Origin of the sequence: Umezawaea beigongshangensis (assembly GCF_016464305.1) — a bacterium.
GTDB classification, from domain to species: Bacteria; Actinomycetota; Actinomycetes; order Mycobacteriales; family Pseudonocardiaceae; genus Umezawaea_A; species Umezawaea_A beigongshangensis.
In genome coordinates this window covers 134251-156540 of sequence record NZ_JAEIOJ010000003.1, presented here as the reverse complement: position 1 = coordinate 156540, position 22290 = coordinate 134251, and the positions used below count along the sequence as shown (strand labels likewise).

At 66.9% G+C, this 22290-nt stretch carries 24 protein-coding genes; 14 read left to right on the top strand and 10 right to left on the bottom strand.

The window, feature by feature from the left end:
• Positions 1-212: 212 nt before the first annotated feature.
• Together IMZ35_RS08940 and IMZ35_RS08935 are read right to left on the bottom strand one after the other, a co-directional pair.
• Positions 213-2873: an MGH1-like glycoside hydrolase domain-containing protein gene (locus tag IMZ35_RS08940; RefSeq protein ID WP_307867873.1), complete on the bottom strand. Its 2661-nt coding sequence runs from the start codon at positions 2871-2873 to the stop codon at positions 213-215.
• 189 nt (positions 2874-3062) lie between these two features.
• Positions 3063-4472, bottom strand: coding sequence for a M20/M25/M40 family metallo-hydrolase (locus IMZ35_RS08935; RefSeq protein WP_199440516.1), 1410 nt, complete (start codon positions 4470-4472; stop codon positions 3063-3065).
• A 347-nt stretch (positions 4473-4819) separates the two neighbouring features.
• On the opposite strand from IMZ35_RS08935, the gene pdhA reads away from it, so the two are divergent.
• The 4 genes from pdhA to IMZ35_RS08915 all read left to right on the top strand — a co-directional run bounded on the left by pdhA (position 4820) and on the right by IMZ35_RS08915 (position 9461).
• Positions 4820-6016 (top strand): pyruvate dehydrogenase (acetyl-transferring) E1 component subunit alpha, encoded by a 1197-nt coding sequence (pdhA, locus tag IMZ35_RS08930; RefSeq protein ID WP_199440515.1) that lies wholly within the window; start codon positions 4820-4822, stop codon positions 6014-6016.
• Positions 6016-7038 (top strand): alpha-ketoacid dehydrogenase subunit beta, encoded by a 1023-nt coding sequence (locus IMZ35_RS08925; RefSeq protein ID WP_199440514.1) that lies wholly within the window; start codon positions 6016-6018, stop codon positions 7036-7038. Before pdhA ends, IMZ35_RS08925 begins: the two co-directional genes overlap by 1 nt.
• A 15-nt stretch (positions 7039-7053) precedes the next feature.
• Positions 7054-8394 (top strand): dihydrolipoamide acetyltransferase family protein, encoded by a 1341-nt coding sequence (locus IMZ35_RS08920; RefSeq protein ID WP_199440513.1) that lies wholly within the window; start codon positions 7054-7056, stop codon positions 8392-8394.
• Between the two features lie 137 nt (positions 8395-8531).
• On the top strand, positions 8532-9461 hold the full coding sequence (locus IMZ35_RS08915; protein WP_307867872.1) for a MerR family transcriptional regulator: 930 nt from the start codon (positions 8532-8534) through the stop codon (positions 9459-9461).
• A gap of 120 nt (positions 9462-9581) precedes the next feature.
• Here the strand turns inward: IMZ35_RS08915 and IMZ35_RS08910 are convergent, their stop codons facing one another.
• Positions 9582-9914, bottom strand: coding sequence for a hypothetical protein (locus IMZ35_RS08910; protein WP_199440512.1), 333 nt, complete (start codon positions 9912-9914; stop codon positions 9582-9584).
• 89 nt (positions 9915-10003) lie between these two features.
• Positions 10004-10312, bottom strand: a complete 309-nt coding sequence (locus IMZ35_RS08905; protein ID WP_199440511.1) for a hypothetical protein — start codon at positions 10310-10312, stop codon at positions 10004-10006.
• Positions 10313-10394: 82 nt separating this feature from the next.
• On the opposite strand from IMZ35_RS08905, the gene IMZ35_RS31345 reads away from it, so the two are divergent.
• Positions 10395-10520, top strand: coding sequence for a hypothetical protein (locus IMZ35_RS31345; RefSeq protein WP_267877087.1), 126 nt, complete (start codon positions 10395-10397; stop codon positions 10518-10520).
• 552 nt (positions 10521-11072) lie between these two features.
• Here the strand turns inward: IMZ35_RS31345 and IMZ35_RS08900 are convergent.
• The 4 genes from IMZ35_RS08900 to IMZ35_RS08885 all read right to left on the bottom strand — a co-directional run bounded on the left by IMZ35_RS08900 (position 11073) and on the right by IMZ35_RS08885 (position 14801).
• Positions 11073-11732, bottom strand: coding sequence for a PD-(D/E)XK nuclease domain-containing protein (locus IMZ35_RS08900; protein ID WP_199440510.1), 660 nt, complete (start codon positions 11730-11732; stop codon positions 11073-11075).
• 467 nt (positions 11733-12199) lie between these two features.
• The gene (locus IMZ35_RS08895; RefSeq protein WP_199440509.1) at positions 12200-12886 is read right to left on the bottom strand and encodes a metallophosphoesterase family protein; all 687 of its coding nucleotides are present in this window, start codon (positions 12884-12886) and stop codon (positions 12200-12202) included.
• A complete protein-coding gene (locus tag IMZ35_RS08890; RefSeq protein WP_199440508.1) occupies positions 12883-13683 on the bottom strand; it encodes a nucleotidyltransferase domain-containing protein in 801 nt (266 codons plus the stop codon). Before IMZ35_RS08890 ends, IMZ35_RS08895 begins: the two co-directional genes overlap by 4 nt.
• A gap of 230 nt (positions 13684-13913) precedes the next feature.
• Positions 13914-14801, bottom strand: coding sequence for an IS5 family transposase (locus IMZ35_RS08885; protein WP_199440507.1), 888 nt, complete (start codon positions 14799-14801; stop codon positions 13914-13916).
• Between the two features lie 116 nt (positions 14802-14917).
• Here IMZ35_RS08885 and IMZ35_RS08880 point away from each other — a divergent pair, with 116 nt between their 5' ends.
• Positions 14918-15484: an HD domain-containing protein gene (locus IMZ35_RS08880; RefSeq protein WP_199440506.1), complete on the top strand. Its 567-nt coding sequence runs from the start codon at positions 14918-14920 to the stop codon at positions 15482-15484.
• Here the strand turns inward: IMZ35_RS08880 and IMZ35_RS08875 are convergent.
• Positions 15469-15942, bottom strand: coding sequence for an NUDIX hydrolase (locus IMZ35_RS08875; protein ID WP_199440505.1), 474 nt, complete (start codon positions 15940-15942; stop codon positions 15469-15471). The two genes, IMZ35_RS08880 and IMZ35_RS08875, sit on opposite strands and share 16 nt — an antisense overlap.
• Positions 15943-15952: 10 nt before the next feature.
• Positions 15953-16696 (bottom strand): DUF5919 domain-containing protein, encoded by a 744-nt coding sequence (locus tag IMZ35_RS08870; RefSeq protein WP_199440504.1) that lies wholly within the window; start codon positions 16694-16696, stop codon positions 15953-15955.
• 227 nt (positions 16697-16923) lie between these two features.
• Between IMZ35_RS08870 and IMZ35_RS08865 the strand changes: the two genes are divergently transcribed.
• The 8 genes from IMZ35_RS08865 (at position 16924) to IMZ35_RS31340 (ending at position 22288) form a co-directional block, all read left to right on the top strand.
• Positions 16924-17307, top strand: a complete 384-nt coding sequence (locus IMZ35_RS08865; RefSeq protein WP_229371465.1) for a plasmid replication, integration and excision activator — start codon at positions 16924-16926, stop codon at positions 17305-17307.
• Positions 17308-17369: 62 nt separating this feature from the next.
• A complete protein-coding gene (locus IMZ35_RS08860) occupies positions 17370-17522 on the top strand; it encodes a hypothetical protein (RefSeq protein WP_199440502.1) in 153 nt (50 codons plus the stop codon).
• A complete protein-coding gene (locus IMZ35_RS08855) occupies positions 17522-17779 on the top strand; it encodes a hypothetical protein (RefSeq protein ID WP_199440501.1) in 258 nt (85 codons plus the stop codon). The genes IMZ35_RS08860 and IMZ35_RS08855 overlap by 1 nt, the downstream gene beginning before the upstream one ends.
• 3 nt (positions 17780-17782) lie before the next feature.
• Positions 17783-18052 (top strand): AMED_5909 family protein, encoded by a 270-nt coding sequence (locus IMZ35_RS08850; RefSeq protein WP_307867871.1) that lies wholly within the window; start codon positions 17783-17785, stop codon positions 18050-18052.
• A gap of 317 nt (positions 18053-18369) precedes the next feature.
• Entirely contained in the window at positions 18370-19875 is a 1506-nt protein-coding gene (locus tag IMZ35_RS08845) for an FtsK/SpoIIIE domain-containing protein (protein WP_199440500.1), read from the top strand.
• Between the two features lie 26 nt (positions 19876-19901).
• Complete coding sequence (locus IMZ35_RS08840; protein WP_199440977.1) at positions 19902-21488, top strand: replication initiator; 1587 nt, start codon at positions 19902-19904, stop codon at positions 21486-21488.
• A gap of 14 nt (positions 21489-21502) precedes the next feature.
• Positions 21503-21700, top strand: coding sequence for a helix-turn-helix domain-containing protein (locus tag IMZ35_RS08835; protein WP_199440499.1), 198 nt, complete (start codon positions 21503-21505; stop codon positions 21698-21700).
• An 81-nt stretch (positions 21701-21781) separates the two neighbouring features.
• Positions 21782-22288: a phage integrase central domain-containing protein gene (locus IMZ35_RS31340; RefSeq protein ID WP_307867870.1), complete on the top strand. Its 507-nt coding sequence runs from the start codon at positions 21782-21784 to the stop codon at positions 22286-22288.
• The last annotated feature ends 2 nt before the right edge of the window (positions 22289-22290 follow it).

Here is a 22290-nt window from a genome sequence, read left to right as displayed (position 1 = left end):
CTCCTCGTAACTCTGTCGGACGAGTGTCCGGAATATTGCCACTTGTTCCACCCTGTGGACAGCACGCGCGTGTTACAGCGCGTTCAAGTGCATGAATCTTGCGTCACTCGCGACCGTCCACCGGAAGTTCTTCCCCGGAACGGCCCACGTCACACAACACCGGTACGGAGAGCGCCCGGACGAGCGCTCTCCGTCGTGAGATCCGGCGCGACTCAGAGCAGGCCGGCGACCAGGGCGGTCCACCCGGTCTGGTGAGTCGCGCCCAACCCCTCGCCGGTGTCCCCGTCGAAGTACTCGCTGAACGTGACGTGCTCGCGCCACAGGGGTGAATCCGACGACTCGATCCGCTTGCCGTCGGCCGGTCGCCGTCCGTCGTGGTCGGGCAGGAACAGCGCCACCAGCCGCCGCGACAGCTCGTCCGCCGCCTGGCCGGCCGTCACCTGGCGGCGCGACCCGGTGGGAAGTTCCACGTGGAACCTTCCGTCGTGGAAGGCGTCGATCGTGCGCAGGGCCTCCACGAGCAGCGCGTTGGTCGGGAACCACACCGGGCCGCGCCAGTTGGAGTTGCCGCCGAACATCGGCGTCCTGGACTCGCCCGGCTCGTAGCCCATCCGGTGCTCCTGGCCCGCGACCTGCACCTCCAGGCCCTCGCGGTGCGCCACGGACAGCGACCGGATGCCGTGCGGGGAGAGGAACTCGCCCTCGTCGAGCATCCGCGTCAGCACCAGCCGCGTCTTCCGCTCGTCCAGCAGCGACAGCAGCGCCCGCTGCCCGTCCGGGTGGTCCTGCCAGGTCAGGAACGGCGCCAGCTCCGGCCGCCGGTTCAGCAGGTGGTCCAGCCGCCGGGCGAAGTCCGGCAGGTCGGTGAACACCCACGGCTCCAGCACCGCCGAGGCCAGCAGCGGGATCAGGCCCACCATCGACCGCACCCGCACGGGCTGCGACTCCACCTCGCCGTCCGGCAGCTTCCGCGACACCACGTCGTAGCAGAAGCCGTCCTGCTCGTCCCAGATGCCGCGCCCGCCCGAACCGAACTGCGAGGACGCCTCGGCGATGCTCAGGAAGTGCTCGACGAACTTCGTCGCCACGTCCGAGTAGGACGCGTCGTGCCGCGCCAGCTCCAGCGCGATCTGCATCAGGTGCAGGCTGTAGGACGCCATCCATGACGTGGCGTCGGACTGCTCCAGCCGCCACTCGCCCAGCATCGGCTCGGAGCGGTTGACCGGGCCGATGTTGTCCATGCCGAGGAAGCCGCCCTCGAACAGGTAGCTGCCGTCGGCGTCCTTGCGGTTCACCCACCAGGAGAAGTTGAGCAGCAGCTTGTGGAAGACCTTCGCGAGGAACGCGCGGTCCGTGCCGCCCTCGGCCCGGTACACCTGGAGCGCGGCCCACGCGTGCACCGGCGGGTTCACGTCGCCGAACTCCCACTCGTAGGCGGGGAGCTGCCCGTTGGGGTGCATCAGCCACTCCCGGCACAGCAGCAGGAGCTGCTCCTTCGCGAACGCCGGGTCGACCAGCGCGAACGGCACCGTGTGGAACGCGAGGTCCCACGCCGCGAACCACGGGTACTCCCACTCGTCCGGCATGGAGATCACGTCGGCCACGTCGAAGTGCCGCCAGTGCGTGTTGCGGCCGTGCGGGCCGCGCCGCGACCGGGGGGCCGCGGGCTGCGCCGGATCGCCGTCCAGCCACTCGCGCGTGCGGAACCGGTAGTGCTGCTTGGTCCACATCAGCCCGGCCAGCGCGCGTCGCAGCACGTGCGCCTTGAGCGGGGAGGCGTCACCGGCGACGTCGGCGTGGAACTCGTCGGCCTCCGCGCGCCGCGCGTCGACCGTGGCGCGGAACGACGGGCCGAACGCGTCGATGTGCCCGTCGCCGTGGGTCAGCCGCAGCCGCACGGTCACCGTCTCGCCGGGGTCGACCTCCTCGAAGGAGTACCAGGCGGCGACCTTCGTGCCCGGCTTGCTCCGCGAGTCCGGGCGCGCGACCTGGCACGCCGTGTTCTCCCGGCCCACGACGTAGCGGTCGATCCCGTCCTTGGTCCAGCGCGTCGGGTTCTGCTTCGCCCCGAACAGCGCGACCTCGTTGGTCTCGTTCTCGGTGATCAGCAGGGTCGGCGACCCCGCGGTGTGCAGCGTGTAGCGGCCCAGCGCGCCGTGCTCGGCGACCACGCGCCGCCAGCCGCCCTCGGTCGAGGCGACCAGGGTCGGCCGCCGGTCGTCGCGGCCCCACGCCCACGTGTTGCGGAACCACAGCTGCGGGAGCAGGTGCAGCGGCGCCGGGTCCGGGCCGTGGTTGGTGGCCGCGATCTCGATGCAGATGTCGTCGGTGGCCGCCTTCGCGTAGGACACGACGACGTCGAAGAAGCGGTTCTCGTCCAGCGCGCCGGTGTCCGACAGCTCGGGCTCGCGGGACTCCCGCCCCGCGCGGCGGGCCGCGTCGCGCAGCTCCTGGTAGGGGAACTCCGCCTGCGGGTACCGGTAGAGGACCTGCATCCACGAGTGCGTGGGGGTGCCGTCGGTCACCCACCAGTACTCCTTGGCGTCCTCGCCGTGGTTGCCCTCGTCGTTGGTGAGACCGAAGTAGCGCTCCTTGAGGATCGGGTCCTTCCCGTTCCACAGCGCGAGGCCGAAGTTGAGGAATCCGTGGACGTCGCAGATGCCCGCGATGCCGTCCTCCCCCCACCGGTACGCCCGCGAACGCGCGTGGTCGAAGGGGAACGAGGTCCAGGCGTCGCCGCCCGCCGAGTAGTCCTCGCGAACGGTGCCCCACTGGCGTCCGGCCAGGTAGGGGCCCCACAAGCGCCAGGGCGCGTCGGGTGAGGCCGAAGCTGCGAGACGCGCTCGCTCGGCCTGCTGCCTGTGCTCACTCACCGACCCAGTGTGCGGCATCGGTGCAGCTTGCCGGTTACTCGCGGGTTATACCGTGAATACCCCCAGCTCAGCGTGTCGCGACGACCCCCGCCGCGAATCCGCAGGTGGTGCGACACCGGGTCTCGTCCGGACGGCGCGGACCGGCTCCGGGCCGGTCCACGCCGTCCGCACGGTCGTCACGGAGAGTGATCAGCGCTGGGAGTGCGCGTGCAGGGCCAGCGCCACGCCCTCGGTGATCCGTGCGGCGTGCGCCAGGTTCAGCGACTCGTCCGGCACGTGCATGTTCGAGTCCGGCCCGACCGCTCCCGTCACCAGGAACTGCGCGTCCGGGTAGGCCGCGTGCAGCAGGCCCATGAACGGGATCGACCCGCCCAGCGACACGGTCCGCCACGGCGCGTCGAACACGCTCTCGCCCGCGTCGTCCAGCGCCGCGCGCAGCCACGGCGCCAGCTCCGGCGCGTTCCACCCGTCCGCGTGCTCCACGCGGCTCAGCTCGACCTGCGCGTCGTGGGGCACGTCGGTCGTGAGCAGGGTCCGCAGGGCCTCCAGGGCGGCGGCGGAGTCGGCGGTCGGCGGCAGCCGGAAGCTCAGCACGAGCGTCGTGAACGGCCTCAGCACGTTGCCCGCGTCGTCCGGCTTCGGCAGGCCGTCCGCGCCGGTGACCGACAGCGTCGGCTTCCACCCGACGTTGAGGGCGAGCTGCGCCTCGTCCTCGCTGACCAGCGCCGAGATCGCGGGCAGGCCGGTCAGCGCGCCGGGCGCCGCCGCGACGGCCTCGCGCAGCTCGGCGAGCCGGTTCTCCGGGACGTCGACGTGCATCTCGCGCACCAGCACCTCGCCGGTCGCCGAGTCCTCCACGCGGTCCAGCAGCTGCCGCGCGACGCGGAACGAGCTGGGCACGATGCCGCTGACCATGCCGGAGTGCTGCCCGGAGCGCAGCACCCGGACGGTGAGCGCGACCTGCACCAGGCCGCGCAGCGACGTCGTCAGCCACATGCGCTCGTAGTCGTTGCCGCCCGAGTCCAGGCACACGACGAGCGAGACCTCGCCGAGCCGGTCGGACAGGTGCTCCAGGTAGGCGGGCAGGTCGGGGCTGCCGGACTCCTCGCCGGTCTCCAGCAGCACCACGCAGCGCCCGTGCGAGCCGCCCGCCGCGCGCACGGCCTCGATCGCCGCCGTCGCCGCGTACGCCGAGTAGCCGTCGTCGGCCGCGCCGCGCCCGTAGAGCCGGCCGTCCCGCACGACCGGGCTCCACGGCCCGAGGCCCGCGGACCAGTCGGCGACCGGCGGCTGCTTGTCGAGGTGCCCGTAGAGCAGGACGGTCCCCGCGTCCTGCGCGCCCGCGGTGGCGGGGACGTCCACGAGCAGCAGCGGCGTGCGGCCGGGGAGCTGGACGACCTCCGGTCGCGCGCCGGGCAGAGCGCGGTCGGCGATCCACGCGCTGACGTGCTCGATCGCGGCGTCGAGCTGCCCGTTGTCCGCCCAGTCCGGGTCGAACGCGGGGGACAGCGCCGGGATGGCGACGAGGTCGGACAGGCTGGGGAGGACGTCGTCCTCCCAGAGCCCGCGAACGGTGCTGGTGAGTGCTGATCGGTCCACGGCCCGATCCTGTCACGGGCGGGGGCTTCCGGTCGGCCGCGTTCTGCCGTTGAATGGCGTTAACGAGCGGTAACGCAGTCACGGCCGTTCACGCGCCGCCGCTCTCGCCGGGACCGTCGGAGGTGGACCTTCCCACTGTTTCGGCTGATCAGCACGTTGCAGTTCGTACTGTCAGGTGGGACGGGGCTCACACCAGGGGCCCGCCCCGTGTCAGGATGTGGATGGAAAGCACCGTCAGCGCCGACGGTCGCCGCAACGCTCTCACCAGGGCGGCGGTGATCGGTGGCGCACGCCGCACGAGGTCGTCACGAGCGACCGGGCGGCCTCGTAGACGAGGAGTGAGGCGCATGTCGTCTCCCGAGCAGTGGACGCGCCCCGAACCCGACGCGGGTCCGGCCGCGACAGCGGCCAGACCCACCGCGGAACAGGTCATCGCGGGCTTGCGAGCAACGGACGAGGGCGGCGCCGACCTGGTGCAGCTCCTCACCCCGGAGGGCGAGCGGGTCCAGCACCCCGACTTCGACATCGACGTCACGGCCGAGGAGCTGCGCGGCCTGTACCGCGACATGGTGCTCGTCCGGCGCGTCGACCGGGAGGCCAACGCGCTGCAGCGCAAGGGCCAGCTCGGCATCTGGGTCCCCCTGCTCGGCCAGGAGGCCGCGCAGATCGGCGCCGGCCGCGCGATGCGGCCCACCGACATGGCGTTCCCCAGCTACCGCGAGCACGGCATCGCCTGGTGCCGCGGCATCCCCCCGACCGACCTGCTCGGCATCTTCCGCGGCACCGACCACGGCACGTGGGACCCGCTGGAGAAGCGCTTCCACCCCTACACGATCGTCATCGGCAACCAGGTCCTCAACGCCGCCGGGTACGCCATGGGCCAGAAGTTCGACGGCGCGGTCGGCGACGACGACGGCGAGGCCACGATCTGCTTCTTCGGCGACGGCGCCACCAGCCAGGGCGACGTGCACGAGGGCTTCGTCTGGGGAGCCGTCTACGACGCGCCGCTCGTGTTCTTCTGCCAGAACAACCAGTGGGCGATCTCCGAGCCCACCGAGCGCCAGTCGCGCCTGCCGCTGTACCAGCGCGCCCGCGGCTACGGCTTCCCCGGCATCCGGGTCGACGGCAACGACGTGCTCGCCACGCTCGCCGTCACCCGCTGGGCGCTCGACGAGTGCCGCAACGGCAACGGGCCCGTCCTGATCGAGGCGTTCACCTACCGGATGGACGCCCACACCACCTCCGACGACCCCACCCGCTACCGGCTGTCCGACGAGCTGGAGATGTGGAAGCTCAAGGACCCCATCGAGCGGGTCAAGGTCCACCTCGTCAAGCAGCAGTGGGCCGACGCGGCGTACTTCGAGGGCGTCGAGGCCGAGGCCGACGTGCTCGCGGCGGAGCTGCGCGACTTCTGCGTGGCCATGCCGGAGCCCCCGGCGCAGCGGATCTTCTCCGGCGTCTACGCCGAGGCCAGCCCCGTGCTGGACGCCCAGCGCGACGAGTTCCTCGACTACGTCTCCGGTTTCGCGGGAGGTGAGCACTGATGGCTGCTCCGACGATGGACCGCGCCGGCACCGGCGGCGCGTCCCCCACGCAGACGCTGACGATCTCCAAGGCCCTCAACTCCGGCCTGCGGGCGGCCATGGAGGCCGACCCGAAGGTCGTCGTGATGGGAGAGGACATCGGCAAGCTCGGCGGCGTCTTCCGCATCACCGACGGCCTCCAGAAGGACTTCGGCGAGCAGCGCGTCCTGGACACGCCGCTGGCCGAGTCCGGCATCATCGGCACCGCCGTGGGCCTCGCGATCCGCGGGTACCGGCCGGTGTGCGAGATCCAGTTCGACGGCTTCATCTTCCCCGGCTTCGACCAGATCGTCAGCCAGGTCGCGAAGCTGCACTACCGCACGCAGGGCCGCATCACGCTGCCGATGGTGATCCGCGTGCCGTTCGGCGGCGGCATCGGTGCGGTCGAGCACCACTCCGAGTCGCCCGAGTCCTACTTCGCGCACACCGCGGGGCTCAAGGTCGTCTCCTGCTCCAACCCCGCCGACGCCTACTGGATGATCCAGCAGGCCATCGCGTGCGAGGACCCGGTGCTGTTCTTCGAGCCCAAGCGCCGCTACTACGAGAAGGGCGAGGTCGACACGACGGCCCGCCCCGGCCCGCTGTTCGCCTCGCGCGTCCTGCGCACGGGCACCGCGGCCACCCTCGTCGCCTACGGCCCGATGGTCCGCACCTGCCTGGACGCCGCCGCTGCCGCCGCGGAGGACGGCACCGAGCTGGAGGTGATCGACCTCCGGACGCTGTCCCCGCTGGACCTGGCCCCGGTCCACGAGTCGGTGCGCCGCACCGGCCGGCTGGTCGTCGTCAGCGAGGCGCCGAGCGAGTCGTCCATCTCCAGCGAGATCGCGGCGAAGGTGCAGCAGGAGTGCTTCTACTCCCTGCAAGCGCCGGTGCTGCGGGTGACGGGGTTCGACACCCCGTACCCGCCGTCGAAGCTGGAGGAGGAGTTCCTCCCGGACCTCGACCGGGTGCTGCACGCCGTCGACCGCTCGCTGGCCTGGTAGGGGAGACAGCAGAACATGCCGAAGTACCAGCGGTTCCCCCTGCCCGACACGGCGGAGGGGCTCACCGAGGCCGAAATCCTGACCTGGCACGTGAAGCCGGGCGACGCGGTGACGGTCAACCAGATCATCGTGGAGATCGAGACCGCCAAGGCCGCCGTCGAGCTGCCCTGCCCGTGGGAGGGCGTGGTCACCGAACTCCTGGTGGAGATCGGGCAGACCGTCGAGGTCGGCGTCCCGATCATCACCATCGACACCGACCCGTCCGGGTCCGCTCCCGCTCCGGTCGCCGACGCGCCGGTCAACGGCACGTCCAGCGGCAAGATCGGCGAGGAGATGCCGGGCGGCCGGATCGCCACGCTCGTCGGGTACGGCCCGAAGGCGGGCGCGGCCACGCGCCGGACCCGCAAGGCGCCCCCGGTGGTCGCGGCCGCCGCGCCGGTGGCCCCGGCTCCGGTGGTCCCCGCTCCCGCTCCCGCCCCGGTGGTCCCCGCTCCCGGTGGTCCGGTGCCGCTGGCCAAGCCGCCGGTGCGCAAGCTCGCCAAGGACCTGGGAGTCGACCTGCACGCGCTGACCGGGTCAGGTCCCGGCGGTGTGATCACCAGGGAGGACGTGGAGCGCGCGCAGGCTCCCGCTCCCGCACCCGCGCCCGACACCGGAGCGCGCGAGCGGCGCGTGCCGGTCAAGGGCGTCCGGCGGGCCACCGCGCAGGCCATGGTCGACAGCGCGTTCACCGCGCCGCACGTCACGGAGTTCCTGACCGTCGACGTCACGCCGATGATGGAGCTGCGCGCCAGGCTGAAGAACTCCCGCGAGTTCGGCGGCGTGAAGCTGACGCCGCTGGCGTTCTGCGCGAAGGCCGTGGTCCTGGCCGCGCGCCGCACCCCCGACGTGAACGCGACGTGGGACGCGGCGACCGGCGAGATCGTCTACAAGGACTACGTCCACCTGGGCATCGCGGCGGCGACGCCGCGCGGCCTGGTCGTGCCGAAGGTCCGCGACGCCGACCGCATGTCGCTGCGCGAGCTGGCCGAGGCGCTCGACGCCCTGGCCACGACCGCGCGGGAGGGGAGGACGCCACCGGCGGACATGGTGAACGGCACCATCACCATCACCAACGTGGGCGTCTTCGGCGTGGACACCGGCACGCCGATCATCAACCCCGGCGAGTCCGCGATCCTCGCGTTCGGCGCGATCCGCGACATGCCCTGGGTGGTGGACGGCCAGGTGGTCCCCCGCAAGGTCTGCCAGCTGGCCCTGAGCTTCGACCACCGCGTGGTCGACGGCCAGCAGGGCAGCCAGTTCCTGGCCGACGTGGGCACCCTGATGTCCGACCCGGCCGTGGCCCTGACCTACTGACCCGCGAGTTGAGCGTTCAGGCACGGCGAGTTGAGCGTTCGGGCACCGCGAGTTGAGCGTTCGAGCACCGCGAACACCACGTTCGCGGTGCTCGTTCTCGTTCACCGCTTGACCCTCCAGCGACTGGAGACCTCATCGTGGACCCCGTGAACGGCTACTCGATCGGCGAGCTGGCCAGGCTGAGCGGCCTGTCCGTGCGGACCATCCGCTTCTACTCCGACTCCGGCGTCGTGCCGGAGGGCGGGCGCACCAGCAGCGGGTACCGCACGTACGACGTCACCCACCTGGCGCGGCTCAAGCTCGTGCGCACCCTGCGCGAGCTGGGCGTGGACCTGCCCACCGTGCAGCGCGTGCTGGCCCGCGAGGTGACCCTCGCGGACGTGGCGCGCGTCCACGCCGAGGCGATCGACGCGCAGATGCGGACGCTGCGGCTGCGCCGCGCCGTGCTGCGCGCTGTGGCGAAGCGGGAACCGGTGGAGGGAGAGGTGGAACTGATGCACGACCTGGCGACGCTGTCCGAACAGGAGCGGCAGCGCATCCTCGACGACTTCCTGGAGGAGGTCTTCGGCGGGCTGGACCTGGAGCCCGCGTTCGCCGCGATGATGACGTCGGTGAAGATCGAGCTGCCGGAGGACCCGAGCCCCGAGCAGCTCCGGGCGTGGGTCGAGCTGGCGAACCTGGTGCGCGACCCGGACTTCCGCGCGCTGATCCGCGGACTGTCGGAGGAGCACGCGGCGGCTCGCGCGGCGGGCGAGTCGATGATCCTCACCGAGGAGGTCAGGGCGGCGCACGCGTTCGCCGTCGAGCAGGCCGCGGCGGCGATGGCGGCGGGTGTCGACCCCCGCTCGCCCGAGGGCGCCGAGGTGGCGGAGCGAGCGCTGGCCCGCTGGTCGGAGGCGTTCGGCCGCCCGAACGACGAGTCGCTGCGCGGGTGGCTGCGCGAGCGCGAGGAGCACGGCGGCGACCCGCGCGCCGAGCGCTACTGGCAGCTCCTGGCGACGATCAACGGCTGGCCCGCCGTGCCGTCGACGGTGGCCGAGCGGAAGTGGCTGATGGAGGCCATCTGACGGCGGCTCGCTCCCGCACGAGGCAGAACGGGTGCCCGGCCGGGTCGGCGAACACCCGCCAGACCCGGTCGGGCCGGTTCACCTCGCTACCGAGTACCTCGGAGCACAACCGGCCGTGGACTACGACGCGGTCGCGCCCCCAGTACGGACGGTGTGGCCGGCGTCGCGGCCGTGCACCCCCGCCACGCCCGCGAGCACCCGGCCGGGATCGGCCAGGAACGACAACGCACTGGCGGTGTCGCCCCGCACGTCCGCGCGTACCCGCTCGGCCGCGGCCGGATCGCTGAACCTCACCTCGTCGATCTTCGCCAGGGCCTCGCGCCGCACCTGCTCCTCGTCGAGCACCACCACGGTCACCTCGGACGACACGACGTACCGCGGGCCGGAGGTGAGCGCGTCCCGCAGGGCGAGCTTCTCCTCGTGCGTGCTGGGAAGATTCGGGTTCGTCCTCATGATCCACGAGTATCGGCGCGGACGCGCAGCGTGACATCCTGGATCTCCCCGGACTTCGCGCCGCGCACCCCTAGGGGTCGACGGCCGCGCTACCGCAGGTCGAGCAGGCTGAGCTGATCGGCCTCGGGCAGCGGCGTGGTGCGGTGCTCGGCGCTGTGCAGGCACCGCCCGCACGTCACCGGGTCCGTGGTGGGCACCAGACGGGTGAAGTCCCACGACCCGGAGCCGACGTGGCAGGTCGGCGCGGGCACCACGATCCCGGCGATCCACGCCTGGGGCCGGATGCCGTGCACGGCGCCGTGGGTGTGCAGCCGCCCGTGACGGCCCTCGGGGAACTGGGCCAGCATGTGCCGGGCCGCGGCCGCCACGTCGGCAGCCCTGGCGTCGAGTTCGCTCACGCCCCCATCCTGCCTCGCGGGGCCGACAGCGGGGCCCTCCGAGCCGGAGGACCCCGCCCACCACGACGACCCGCGTCAGCGGATGTACATCCCCGAAATGGCCCTGGCCACCACCAACCGCTGGATCTCGCTCGTCCCCTCGAAGATGGTGAAGATCTTGCGCGGCCCTGTGGGCTACCTCGGCTCGTTCACGTCGGACGGCAGCTGAGCTGCGCGTTCCTGCTCGTCGTTCGTCGTCGTTGATCCACCTTGTCCGACTTCTCACGGCCTGGAGACGGTCTGAGAGTTGATCACCACACCTTGCGTCGCCTCGATACGAGGTCGACCACGCGGCCGGTAGGCCCGTGCCAAGGCAAACCTTCGACCTGGACACGGACCTACCGGCCGTTGTCGTGCTCGGGCACCGGAGACACGTGACCTTGGGGACCGGGCGGCCGAAGTTCATGTCCACACGGCACAGAGGTGACCCCTCATGCTCATGGCCGTTGGCGCGAAGCGTCGACGGGCGTCGATCGCCGTGCCCAGCTCGGTCAAGCCTCGTGTCGCGCGATCGTCAGGGCAGAAGCAGGCCGGGAGTACGTGCCGCTGGCGGTGGTATGTAGCCGCACCCTGGTCGGGGCTGCGTCGCCCGGCGGCCAGGCGTAGCGAAGCGGCAGCCTGGCCTGCCGGGATGGATGCGGCCCCGGTGCCAGCGTGACCGGCCCGCAGCGCGCCGCCGTCGGCGGCGCGCCTTAATCCTGTAGAGGCAGATTCGGGAAGATCACCGATCAAGAATTTTGACAGTCACCGCAATATGTTCATTGCTTACATCCCGAGTTAGATCGCTTTCTATTCCCCTCGGATTCGCTAGACGGCCGTCATAGTCGAAAACTAGACAAATGAGGTGGCTCACTCCACCCTTGGCTGCATATTTGTCTCTATCTACTATTAGTTCTTCGCCGAGTTTTCGATCAGTCAGGCCTTCGCGGGTGTATTTTAGTTCGATAGCCAGTTCGAAATCGGGTATAACGAAATCAATCCGAGAAGCTCCGCCGCCGAATTGAGGAGCCCAGTCTTCCGGGCGAACGTCATCAAAGAACTGAACGAGAAGTGCGCGGAATAGATCTTGCGCATCGTACTCGTCTTCGACTGTGAGCGTGCTTCGATTATTGTGACGTCGCAACAAGGCACGCTCAACATAGCGGAATCGATCTGCAAGTGCTAGAATTAGTGCAACAGCATCCAAGTGTTGGTGGGCAAACTCTACTGCACCAACTGAGTTTTGGGTCCTAAGCGACCCATTCGTGAGACGAGTCAGCAATATGCTGATCAAATGTGCCTTTTCTGAAGTTGACCTCTCAATCAAACCGTAGTCGCCGTTCTTTATGGCTTCCGCTTCTTCTCGTCCCTCGCGAAAAAACGGCATGTATAGGCTGTTCAATGAGGCCAAATTGCGCAACTTGGGGTGCTTCGCAAAGTCGTCGCCGTACGAATGTCCAATTATCGAGTCCAGGTCGTATAGCCTGTCCTGCCTAAAATTAAAAGGAGGATCCTCCTCAAAGAGGAACCTGTATCGAGCGGAGATTGCGTTGAACCCGTAGCTCGAACGGTTCATATTCCAGTGAACTACTCGCGCGTCAGAGGCGGAGAGTACATCATTGTAAAACCTGGTCAGTAGGTCCTTTTCCCTGTCTTCGACATTACTGCTGGGAGATGAATTTGCAATAGAATAGGAGCGTTCGTGTATAGTTCCCCCAGCATCGCTCGGCTCCGACAAGGCGATACATGTAATCGCAACAGGCTTATCGGTAACCTCAAAAAAATTCCCACAAGCATAATGTATGCAGAGAACTTTTTCGTTCCGATGCAAAGCTCCCTGTAGTTCCCGTCGTTGTCGAATCGGATCTGTCATATTTGTGAACCCCCGTACTTCATGGTCCTCCTACTGGGGAGCAGCATAGCGGTTAGAGGAGCTCCCGGCCTAGATCCGCAACCAGTATCAAGACAAATAAATCGATCTGACATGAATGGCTCCCCATCGCGTTGGACATAGTGCCCTGCTACAACAAGCTTTTTAGAAAAGTTAGCATGGGGTGAAAACAGGGTCCTAAAACTTCCCAATACCATGGATTCTAGAGATCTATCTTTTGGATTATTTGGGTTCAATCCCGTATGAGATATAAGGTAATTAGGCGTCTCAAAGTAGATTTCCGTCGACTCGAGCATCCTTTTGTGATCGATTGGAAATTCATCTTTAAACCTTTTAAATGGCCTATCGGTTGCATCTCCTAAGTAACTTTTTACTGTTGACAGTCCACCCATTTTTATGAGCTGACCCATATCTCCGGTGGCTAGGAAATCTAGCAATGCTACTTCATGATTACCTCGAAGTAGGATGAGATGGTTCCCTAAGGTTTTTTTTGCGTGTATAAGAGTTTCAATGACTGCGCGAGAGTTGGGTCCTCGGTTCACGTAGTCGCCGAGAAAAACCGTAGTAATTTTAGTTGCAAAAGCGTATGCAAGAACCTTGCGAAGTGGAGTTAAAACTCCGTGAACATCTCCGACAACGAGTATTTCTTCCCTGTTGTCAATCATAGCGGAGGCAATGCTAGAGCTGCGTAATCTATTGTCTTGGATCCGCTAATAACGTTTGCTATCAACGCAGAAGCGTGTCGGTAATGAGAGTTGGCGACAGCGATCTCTTCGAGAGTTTTGTATCTATTCTCCTCTGCGCTAGGAAGGTTGTCGACGATTACATCATAGATATTTTGTAGATTATCTGGGGAAATCTCCCATTTCCTGCGATTCTGTACCGGCCCGGTAAGCCGTTTATCTTGAAGAATTTTTTCTGCGTTATCGATATCGAAAGTTGGTGTGCCCGCTTCCGTGCACTTTATATAAGCGAGAGTCCTCAGGATATAGATACCTAGCCTGGTTAGGCTTTTTAGATGCTGATCAGTGTCTAGCAATGAGGGGTTAAGGGCGCGCGCTGCAATAGCCAGTTCTTCCTTTACCAAATCGTAGCTTTTTGGTGCCGTATACTCGTTCAAGCATCCAGCGAGAATATTTTTATGATCGTATACCGAGATGCCTTCGATCTTAAGGTGTAGAACGAACAAACTCCCCTCTTGCGCCATTATCTTCAGGTGTAGTGGTGTGTATTGCGTAACGCTGATATGGTTAAAATCATATGCCTTAGGAGATCGTTCTACTAGTTGTAGTAGATCAATATCTGATTCTTTGACTTCAGTTCCTCGCGCGTAACTTCCGTAAAGCATTGTAGCCAGTGAATCGCCTAGGTTGCGTTCATCGATAAACTTTAGTGCACGGCTTATAACGCTTTCGCGATCATTGGTATCTATAGACTTATTATTGGTTACTCTGGTGCTCATGCTTGAAGGATAGCTGTTACCCATGACAGTCTGCTGCTCCCGGTGTCGTGCGTTGACAGAAAGTGTAGCTTTAGTCTGCACTTGGTTACTGTGCGTGTTTGAACGCTTAGCAGTTGTGGTCGATGACAGAGCTTGGAGCCCGCTTCACTGTGGGATAGCGACGGATGAGCTGCAACTTTGATCTACTGGAGGTGCTATGGACTTGCAGCATCTAAGTAGCTGTTTCCGAGCTACTGGGGTTGGGTGAGTCGGCGGCTGGTGATGCGGATCATGGACCAGCGGACCATGGCCTCGTGGTGGTGGCGTAGGCGTTCGTAGTCGCGGACGCAGCGGCGGTGTCCGCTGATCCATGCCAGAGTCCGCTCTACCACCCACCTTCGTGGCAGCACGGTGAAGTACGGCACTTGCGGGCGTTGGACGATCTCCACCAGCAGGCCCGGGGTTGCTCGGGCCCAGCCGAGCAGAGAGCCGGTGTAACCGCCGTCTGCCCACACCAGCGCCACCCGCTTGCCTCCGGTGTCACGCAGGCGCCGCAACAGGCTGCGGGCGGCGACTCGATCCTGCGTCGAAGCCGGGGTCACCAGCACCGTTAACAGCAGTCCCATGGTGTCCACCACGATGTGGCGCTTGCGCCCCGCGACCTTCTTGCCACCGTCCCAGCCCCGGGTGGCCCGGCCTACGGTCTCGGCGGCGCGTACCGACTGCGAGTCCATGACCGTCGCCGACGGCGCCGCCACCCGCCCTTCCGCGAGCCGGACCCGGTCGCGCAACGCGTCGAGCAACCGCTGCGTGGCACCGGCCTTCTCCCACAGGGCGAAGCGCTTGTGGACCGTGGGCCGGGGCGGGAAGTCGGCGGGCAGAGCGCGCCATTTGATGCCGTTGTCGACCACGTAGCCGATCGCGTCCACGATCAGGCGGCGGCAGTGCTTCTCCCACCGCCCGCCCCGACCGGCCAGACATGCGGGGTCGGGCAACAGCGGGTCCAGTTCGGCCCACTGGGCGTCGGTGAGGTCGGTGGGATACCGCCTTGTCCGTCGAGTGGGCTGGTGGGAGGCGGCCAGGCGGCAGCACGGGCTACCCGCGGTCGAACCGCCCGCGGGGATCGGGCACGATAACAACGGAACTCCTGGTGGAACGGCGCATAGACACCGTCCGATCTACCAGGAGTTCCCCTGTCTGCGCACCAAAGCTTCTCCGCCCGACCAAGCTCGGATACAGGCACTAAGATTGCCGTATGTCTTCAGTGCAGTGGGCTTACGAGATCGCTTTAAATTTATTTGCCGATACTCTTCCTCGAAGGTGGAAACATATTCAAGGAGTAGTCGCAAAGGTGGAATCTATAGGTGGTGTTTATTCCAATGACGAGGCGCAGGTTCTGACTGCAGCAGCTCTCCTGCATGACATTGGATATGCGCCCGGTGTGGTGGTAACAGGATTTCACCCCTTAGATGGCGCTAGGTACTTGGAAGCACAAGGTGTGGACAATCGTATATGTGGCTTGGTTGCCCACCATTCATGCGCATATCGTGAGGCCGGTATGCGTGGTTTGTCTTTAGAGCTTTCCTCATGGCGAGATGAGAGAACGTCTATTAGAGATGCTTTGTGGTGGGCGGATATGACTACAACTCCTGACGGTGCGCCAAAAACTTTTGCGAAGCGCGTGAAGGAAATTCAGAAACGGTACGGTCCTCATGATATTGTTTCCATCTTTATTGAACAAGCCGAGTCGGAACTCCTATCTGTCGTTAATCGAACAGAAATGAAATTAAAACAGGAAAAGATTTTCTACAAAGAGAAATAGACCCTATTTCGGATTTCAAACCCGTGTTGAATGCGCAACTGGATTGACGGATGAATATTAAGAGAATTTAATTCTCCGCGTGCAATCCATTGCACTTCGCTGGACTCGCTGCTAGTGTGAATTACCCCTCCTATTGGTTGGGCGCGGAAGCAGATAGAAAATTCTTGACGCACCTCCCCGTTTGCGTAAGATATGACATGTGCAGGATCAGAGTAGATTCCGATAACTTCTTTGGGCTCTACATCTATGCCGGTCTCTTCCTTGACTTCACGTATGACGGTGCGGCCAACTGTCTCACCAATGTCTTGTTGTCCTCCTGGGATTGAGTAAAGGTCACTATCCGTGCGCCTGATCATGAGCAGATGACCTTGATCGTCCTGGACGAACGCGGTCACCGCGACCACGATACTGTTGGCCTTCGGGGCATTGGGGTCGTGGAAGTAGTCGGTACGTGCCATGTCTGTCTCCTTACCGCTTCGAGGGCTTGGCGTTGTCCCACACGCCTTGGAAGCTTTCCAAGTATGTCTCGAAGAGGTCGCCTCCGGACAACCGCCGTAGGTGCAGGACCGGCGCGTGAGCTGCCATGAAGCCGTGCACATGCGTGTTCACAAGCATCTCGTCATCGAAGCGGTAGATCGAGTTGTAGAGGGTTGTGCCGTGCACGCGGATGTCCACCCCCGGCACGTCGGCCAACGGCTTGTAGATTGCCAGCGCGTTGCGGATCTTCGCGGGAAGCGTGCCCTTGCCGATGCCCTCCTCCTCGCTGCGGCGAGCTACCTCCCGGCTCGTGGGGTCGCCGAGCAGTATGCGGATCTTCACGCCGCCCTCGGCCTTGGCTCGCAGGGTTCGGATGAGGGCCGGGTTGTCGACCATGAACATGGCCGCGTAGACCAGGATCGAGATGCTGACCTTGGTGTCGTTGATCAGGTGCGTCCAGGTGTCGGCGGTGACGGCGTGGCGGTGCGGGTAGACCCGCACGACCTCTGAACCGCTGATCTCGGCCTTGCGGGCCTCGCCTATCGCGTCCGGCCACAGGTAGGTCTCCGGCTCGCGGACCAGGGAGGCGATGGTGTGGCGGTGACGCGGGTAGGGCGTGCGGTCCTTGGTGATCCACCGCTCGACGGTCTTGGGGTCCACGCCCGTGGCCTTGGCGACCTGTAACAGGTCCACACCGTTGCGCAGCAGCGCATCCCGCAGTCGCTCGTTCGGCAAGACTCCCCCTCGTTGACAAGTTGGGACGTCTTCAACCTAGCAAGGACGTCTCTAGAAATTCCGCCATGCGGTGCTCCCGTCCCGCCTTTACACCGAAAGTAGTGGTTGCCGAGACGTCAGGCGACGAGCTTGACCGGCGATGACGAAGAAGTGCAGCGATGGCGATCACGGGTGGGAGCAGGCTCCCGGCGACTCACGACTACGTGTTTCCACGGGGTGCGTTGGTGATGGGTGTGGAGCCGGTGCTGCGGTTCGAGCCGGCTGAGGAGCGGGCGAAGGGGCTGCCGCTGCAGCAGGAGACGGACAAGGAGTCCGGGCTGTTGGTGTGGTCGGTGCTGGTGATCGATCAGGCGGCGGAGCGCAAGGCTGACGCGGTGGTGACGGTGAAGATCGCTGCTCCGCATCAGCCGGTGCCACCGGAGGCGATTCCGGGGACGGACGTGCGGCCGGTGGTGTTCGAGGGGCTGACGCTGACGCCGTGGGTCGATGACAAGGCGTGCCGCTCGGGTGGTCCTGGTGAGCGTCACCGGTGCCGGGCGAAGCTGGCCTACAGCCTGCGGGCAGCCGGCATGAAGCCGGTGGTCGCCAAGGCCGCGCCCAAGGCGGCGTGACCGGCATGGCGGACATGGTTCGGGTCCACGTCACGGCCGACTTACCCATCCGGGCTACGGCCATGCCGTTCGCCGATCGGGTGGAGGTTCGGCTCGGGCAGGCGTTCCCGGCGGTGCTGCTCGTGGACCAGGGCGCGCTGTCCGGCCTGCTCGCCGCGATCCACCACGGCAAAGAGCAGTTGGAAGCCGCTCAGAGCGCGGGAGGTGGGCGGTGATGGGCTTCAACGTGACGTGCACGCCGGGGCGGGATGCGGCTGCGGCGCTGGTGCACATCACCTCCGAGCTTCCGGCGCTGGTGATCTACCTGGACCCGGTGAACATGGCGGTGCAGCTCCCGCCGTTCCCCGGTGGTGCTGATGTGCTGGCCCGGTTCTGCCGGGAGTTGTCGCGCGAGGCGGCGAAGCTGGCCGATCACCTGGACGAGACCCAGGGGCGGCACGCCCTGCGCGGTGACCTGGGCGGGGAGGGGTGAGCCGTGGGGCAGGCGGAGGGTTGGCCGCTGGCGATGCAGGCCCGGACGTTGATGGAGGCGCACGGCGCGGTGGGGCGGCTGCAACCAGCGCCCGGCGCTGAGCCGCAGGTGCGGCGGGAGTTCCACCAGCGCAGTGCGCAGGTCTACGCGCTGGTCGCGGAGGTCGACCGGGGGCATCACCACGAGGCGGTGTACTGGGCCAACCGCGAGCGGGCCAAGGCCGAGGAGATCGGCCGGGAGCTTCGCGGGAGGTCCGACGCCACGAGCGCCTGAGAACCGCCAACAGTCCATTTGAAACAGTCCGCGTGATCTTGCGGGGTCACGTGGCGATGCCGCACGTCTTGTTGCGGCGCAAGGAAGAGCAGCAGCAGGAGCGGAAACCGGCTACCAACCTCGCCGCTCCTGCGCTGTCCACCACGCGATGCGGAGTGAACGAACATGAGCGTAGAACCACGGCGCGATCGCGCGCCAGAGGGGGCCACCCGAACGCGCTGCGCCCGTTGCCAGCGCTTCGCCCGGCTGCTGCCCGGTCAGACCGAGTGCGACACCTGTGCCGGTGTCCTGCCGCTGGAGTTCGGGGGTGGGCGCTGATGCGCGGCCCCGGTGGAAGCAAGTGGGTCGATCCGGCCCCGTTCGAGGTCTCCCGTCCCCGGCTGCCCTGGTGGGCCTACCTGCCCGGCTGGTGGAAGCTCGCGGCGCTGCCCGTCCTCCTGGCCCTCGTCGCCGCCTGGCTGCTGGCGCGGGCGGTGCGGCTGGTCGTGCGGTACCCGCTGGCGGTGTCGCTGCCGCTGGTGGGGCTGCTGGTCTACCGCTCGTTCGGGCCGTGGGGCCTGGTCGTCGGTGGTGTGGTCCTGGTGCTCGTGCTGCTGGCCTGGGCACGCTGGGCGCGGGCCTCGTTCGTGCGGCACGCCTGGCACCGGGCGCTGTCGGAGTGGCGGCGGGCCACTGTCTACGTGCCGCGCTGGCGGACCGTCGTGCGGCTGGCGGAGCTGGCCAAGGCCACCCCGGACCGCAAGGAGTACCGGCCCCGGCTGGGACGGGTGCGGGCTGAGGGCTGGCGGGACCGGGTGCGCGTGCGCGTGCGGATGATCCCGGCGCAGTCCCCGGCCACCTGGGAGGCGCAGCGCGACGGGCTGGCGCACTCGTTCGGGGCGACCTCGTGCCGGGGTCGGGTGCTGCGGCCCCGGCTGCTGGAACTCGACCTCGTCCACCGTGACCCGCTTCACCGGCCCGTCCCGGTGCCGGAACTGGCGACCGACGCTGAGGGCGTCGACGTCAAGCGCGTGATCGTCGGCCGGACCGAGACCGGTCGGCCCTGGCGGCTGCGACTGCTCGGCTCGCAGGTCCTCGTCGTCGGCGTGCCCGGCGCGGGCAAGGGCTCGGTGCTGTGGTCGATCGTGTGGCAGCTCGCCCCCGCCGTCCGGGCCGGTCTCGTGCGCCTGGTGGGCATCGACCCCAAGGGCGGGATGGAACTCGGGCAGTGCCCGGAAGCCTTCGAGCGCATCGTCTACGACAACGGCCCGGACGCGGTCGAACTGCTGGAAACCGTTGCAGCACAGGTGAAGGAGCGCGCCGCTCGGTACCGGGGTGTGCGGCGGTTGTGGGCTCGGGAGACCGGTGAGCCGTTCACCGTGCTGATCGTGGACGAGCTGGCCGACGTCATCGCCTACCAGCCCGACCGCAAGCTGCGGGAACGCGCGGCGCAGGCCGTGCAGACGATCACCTCGCAGGGCCGCGCTCCCGGCTTCGCCCTCGTCGGCCTGGTGCAGGACCCGCGCAAGGAGGTCGTGGGGTTCCGGCACCTGTTCTCCACCCGCGTGGCGCTGCGGCTGGACGAACCGGCGCAGGTGGACATGGTCCTCGGCGACGGCGCTCGGGCTCGTGGCGCTGCGGCTCAGGAGATCGCGGAGGACACCCCCGGCGTGGCGTGGGTGCGGCAGGAGGGCGTCCGGGAGCCGGTGCGGGCTCGGGCCTTCCACGTCACCGACACGGACCTTTCCACCCTTCGGGGCTACTTGGCCGCTGGCCAAGCCACCGTGCACACCCTCCCGATCGTGGAGCCCCCGGCCACCGGTCACGAGGGGGTGGCGGCGTGAGCGAGTACCTGACCCGCGCCGACCGGATGCGCAAGCTGGCGGCCCTCGACGTCGCCCGCGCCGTGGCCGAGGAGCACGGGGTCTGCGTGCGGCCACTGGCCAAAGAACGCCTCGACCTCGACACCGGACGAGTGGAGATCATCCCCGTCCTCTGCGGCTCCACCGTGGCCAGCGTGTGCCCCACCTGCGCGGAGAAGAACCGGCGGCTGCGCATGGCCCAGTGCCGCGAGGGCTGGCACCTCGCCGACGAACCCGACTTCACCCCTGACACCCCGACCGGGGAGCAGAAGGAGCTGACCGCCTACCGCGCTGACCTGGTCAAGGCGTATCGGACGGCACTGGAGGAGGGCGACGAGACCGGAGCGGAGGAGGTACGGGAGGAGATCGGCGACGTGGACGCGGAGCTGCGTGGCATGGGAGTCCGCGGTGCGCTCCCGTCCGTCGAGCCCCGGCCGAAGCTGGCCCGCAAGCGGTCGACCCGGCGGCGGCAGGACGCGCCGAACCTGCCTCGGCGGCCAGTGGCCAAACGCACCCTCGGACGGGTGTACGGCGGCAAGTACCGGCCCTCGACCTTCCTCACGCTCACCCTCGACAGCTACGGCAAGGTCCGCTCGGACGGCACGCCGGTCGACCCGGCGCGCTACGACTACCGGCGGGCGGCTCGCGACGCGGTGCACTTCGCCGCGCTGCTGGACCGGTTCGTGCAGAACCTCCGCCGCTGCGTCGGCTGGGAGGTCCAGTACTTCTCCACCGTCGAACCACAGCGGCGACTGGCGCCGCACTGGCACGCCGCCGTGCGGGGCAGCATCTCCCGTGCCGAACTGCGAGCGGTCGCCGAAGCCACCTACCACCAGGTCTGGTGGCCCAACCATGACGAGATCGTCTACTCCGGCGACCGGCTGCCGGTGTGGAACCTGCACGTCCGGGGCTTCGTGGACCCGGACACCCGCACAGCCCTGCCCACCTGGCAAGAAGCCCTCGACCAGGTCGAACGACCGGCTCACGTGGCGCGGTTCGGGGTCCAGGTGCACTCCAAGGGCATCCTCGGCGGCACCCCGGAAGCCGGTCGGCACATCGGCTACCTGACCAAGTACCTCACCAAGAGCATCAGCGAGTGCTACGCGGCCACGACCACCCGGCAGGAGGAGCACGCCGACCGGCTGTGCGCCGAGTTGGCCGTCACCCCGTGCTCGCCGCAGTGCCCGGTCTGGCTGCTCTACGGCGTCCAGCCACGCGGCGCACGGCAGTCCATGACGCCCGGCGTGTGCAAGGGCAAGGCGCACAAGCGCTCCACCCTCGGCGTCGCCGGACGGCGGGTCCTCGTCTCCCGGAAGTGGTCGGGCAAGTCGCTGGCCGATCACAAGCACGACCGGCGGACGTTCGTCCGGCAACTCCTCGCCGACGTCGGCATCACGCAGGACGACCAGCCCAAGCGGGTCGTGTGGAACAACGTCCAACCCGGTGACCCGAACGTGCCTCCCCGACAGCACATGCTGCTGCGGGCCGTGGCCGAACGACGGCGCTGGAAGGCTGAGTACACCGCCGCACTGCTCGCCTCGGCACAACCACCACCGGGGGAGCACGACAGTTCGGCAACGTCGCTAGCTGCGTGAACAGGGGGAGAAGCATGTCTGTCGGGAAGATCGAACCGCTCTGGACCGTCCACGACCTGTCGGACTTCCTCGGCGTTCCGGTGCACACCGTTCGCGGGTGGCGTTCGAAGGGCTACGGGCCTCCGGCGCGGAAAGTCGGAAAGCACCTGCGCTACGACCCGGTGAGGGTCCGGGAGTGGTTCGACGGGCTCGCCGTGGAAGACGCGGCCTAGAAATTTTCGCAATTCGATCAACGGGAGAGGTCTGTCGTGGGACACGTGCAAGATCGCTGGTGGAAGGAGGTCCGCGACCCGGTGACGAAGGAAGTCGCCAGGGTCAAGACCTCGCTGTACGGCACGGGGTTGCGCTACAAGGTGCGTTACCTCGACCCGGACGGAAAGGAGTGCTCGAAGAGCTTCCCGGACCGGCAGAAGAAGCGCGCTGACGATTTCCTGCTCGAAGTGGAGTCGGACAAGCGCAAGGGGAAGTACGTCGACCCGAACGCGGGGCGGATCACCTTCGAGGAACAGGCCGAGAACTGGTTGAAGGGCTACTCGTCGGACGCCAGCACCCGGCAGACGATCAGAAGCCGGCTGCGGAGCCGGATCTACCCGTTCTTCGGCAAGCGGCAGGTCGTCTCGATCACGCCGCAGGTCGTCCGGGAGTGGCTGGGCACCCTGCATGGCGCCAAGCTCGGCGCGACCTATCAGGCCGTGCTCTACGAGACCTTGTCGTCGGTGCTGAACTCGGCGGTGGACGACAAGCGGATTCACCGCAACCCCTGCGCGGTGCGGAGCATCAAGCGGCCTCAGCGGTCCTGACG

Bases quoted from the DNA above. Each gene is read 5' to 3' on its own strand.
- IMZ35_RS08835 (WP_199440499.1), top strand. From the start codon at position 21,503: ATGTCTGTCGGGAAGATCGAACCGCTCTGGACCGTCCACGACCTGTCG.
- IMZ35_RS31345 (WP_267877087.1), top strand. From the start codon at position 10,395: ATGTACATCCCCGAAATGGCCCTGGCCACCACCAACCGCTGGATCTCG.
- IMZ35_RS08910 (WP_199440512.1), bottom strand. From the start codon at position 9,914: ATGAGGACGAACCCGAATCTTCCCAGCACGCACGAGGAGAAGCTCGCC.
- IMZ35_RS08920 (WP_199440513.1), top strand. From the start codon at position 7,054: ATGCCGAAGTACCAGCGGTTCCCCCTGCCCGACACGGCGGAGGGGCTC.
- IMZ35_RS08855 (WP_199440501.1), top strand. From the start codon at position 17,522: ATGGGCTTCAACGTGACGTGCACGCCGGGGCGGGATGCGGCTGCGGCG.
- IMZ35_RS08925 (WP_199440514.1), top strand. From the start codon at position 6,016: ATGGCTGCTCCGACGATGGACCGCGCCGGCACCGGCGGCGCGTCCCCC.
- IMZ35_RS08890 (WP_199440508.1), bottom strand. From the start codon at position 13,683: ATGAGCACCAGAGTAACCAATAATAAGTCTATAGATACCAATGATCGC.
- IMZ35_RS08845 (WP_199440500.1), top strand. From the start codon at position 18,370: ATGCGCGGCCCCGGTGGAAGCAAGTGGGTCGATCCGGCCCCGTTCGAG.
- IMZ35_RS08875 (WP_199440505.1), bottom strand. From the start codon at position 15,942: ATGGCACGTACCGACTACTTCCACGACCCCAATGCCCCGAAGGCCAAC.
- IMZ35_RS08880 (WP_199440506.1), top strand. From the start codon at position 14,918: ATGTCTTCAGTGCAGTGGGCTTACGAGATCGCTTTAAATTTATTTGCC.
- IMZ35_RS08840 (WP_199440977.1), top strand. From the start codon at position 19,902: ATGCGCAAGCTGGCGGCCCTCGACGTCGCCCGCGCCGTGGCCGAGGAG.
- IMZ35_RS08860 (WP_199440502.1), top strand. From the start codon at position 17,370: ATGCCGTTCGCCGATCGGGTGGAGGTTCGGCTCGGGCAGGCGTTCCCG.
- IMZ35_RS08895 (WP_199440509.1), bottom strand. From the start codon at position 12,886: ATGATTGACAACAGGGAAGAAATACTCGTTGTCGGAGATGTTCACGGA.
- IMZ35_RS08865 (WP_229371465.1), top strand. From the start codon at position 16,924: ATGGGTGTGGAGCCGGTGCTGCGGTTCGAGCCGGCTGAGGAGCGGGCG.
- pdhA (WP_199440515.1), top strand. From the start codon at position 4,820: ATGTCGTCTCCCGAGCAGTGGACGCGCCCCGAACCCGACGCGGGTCCG.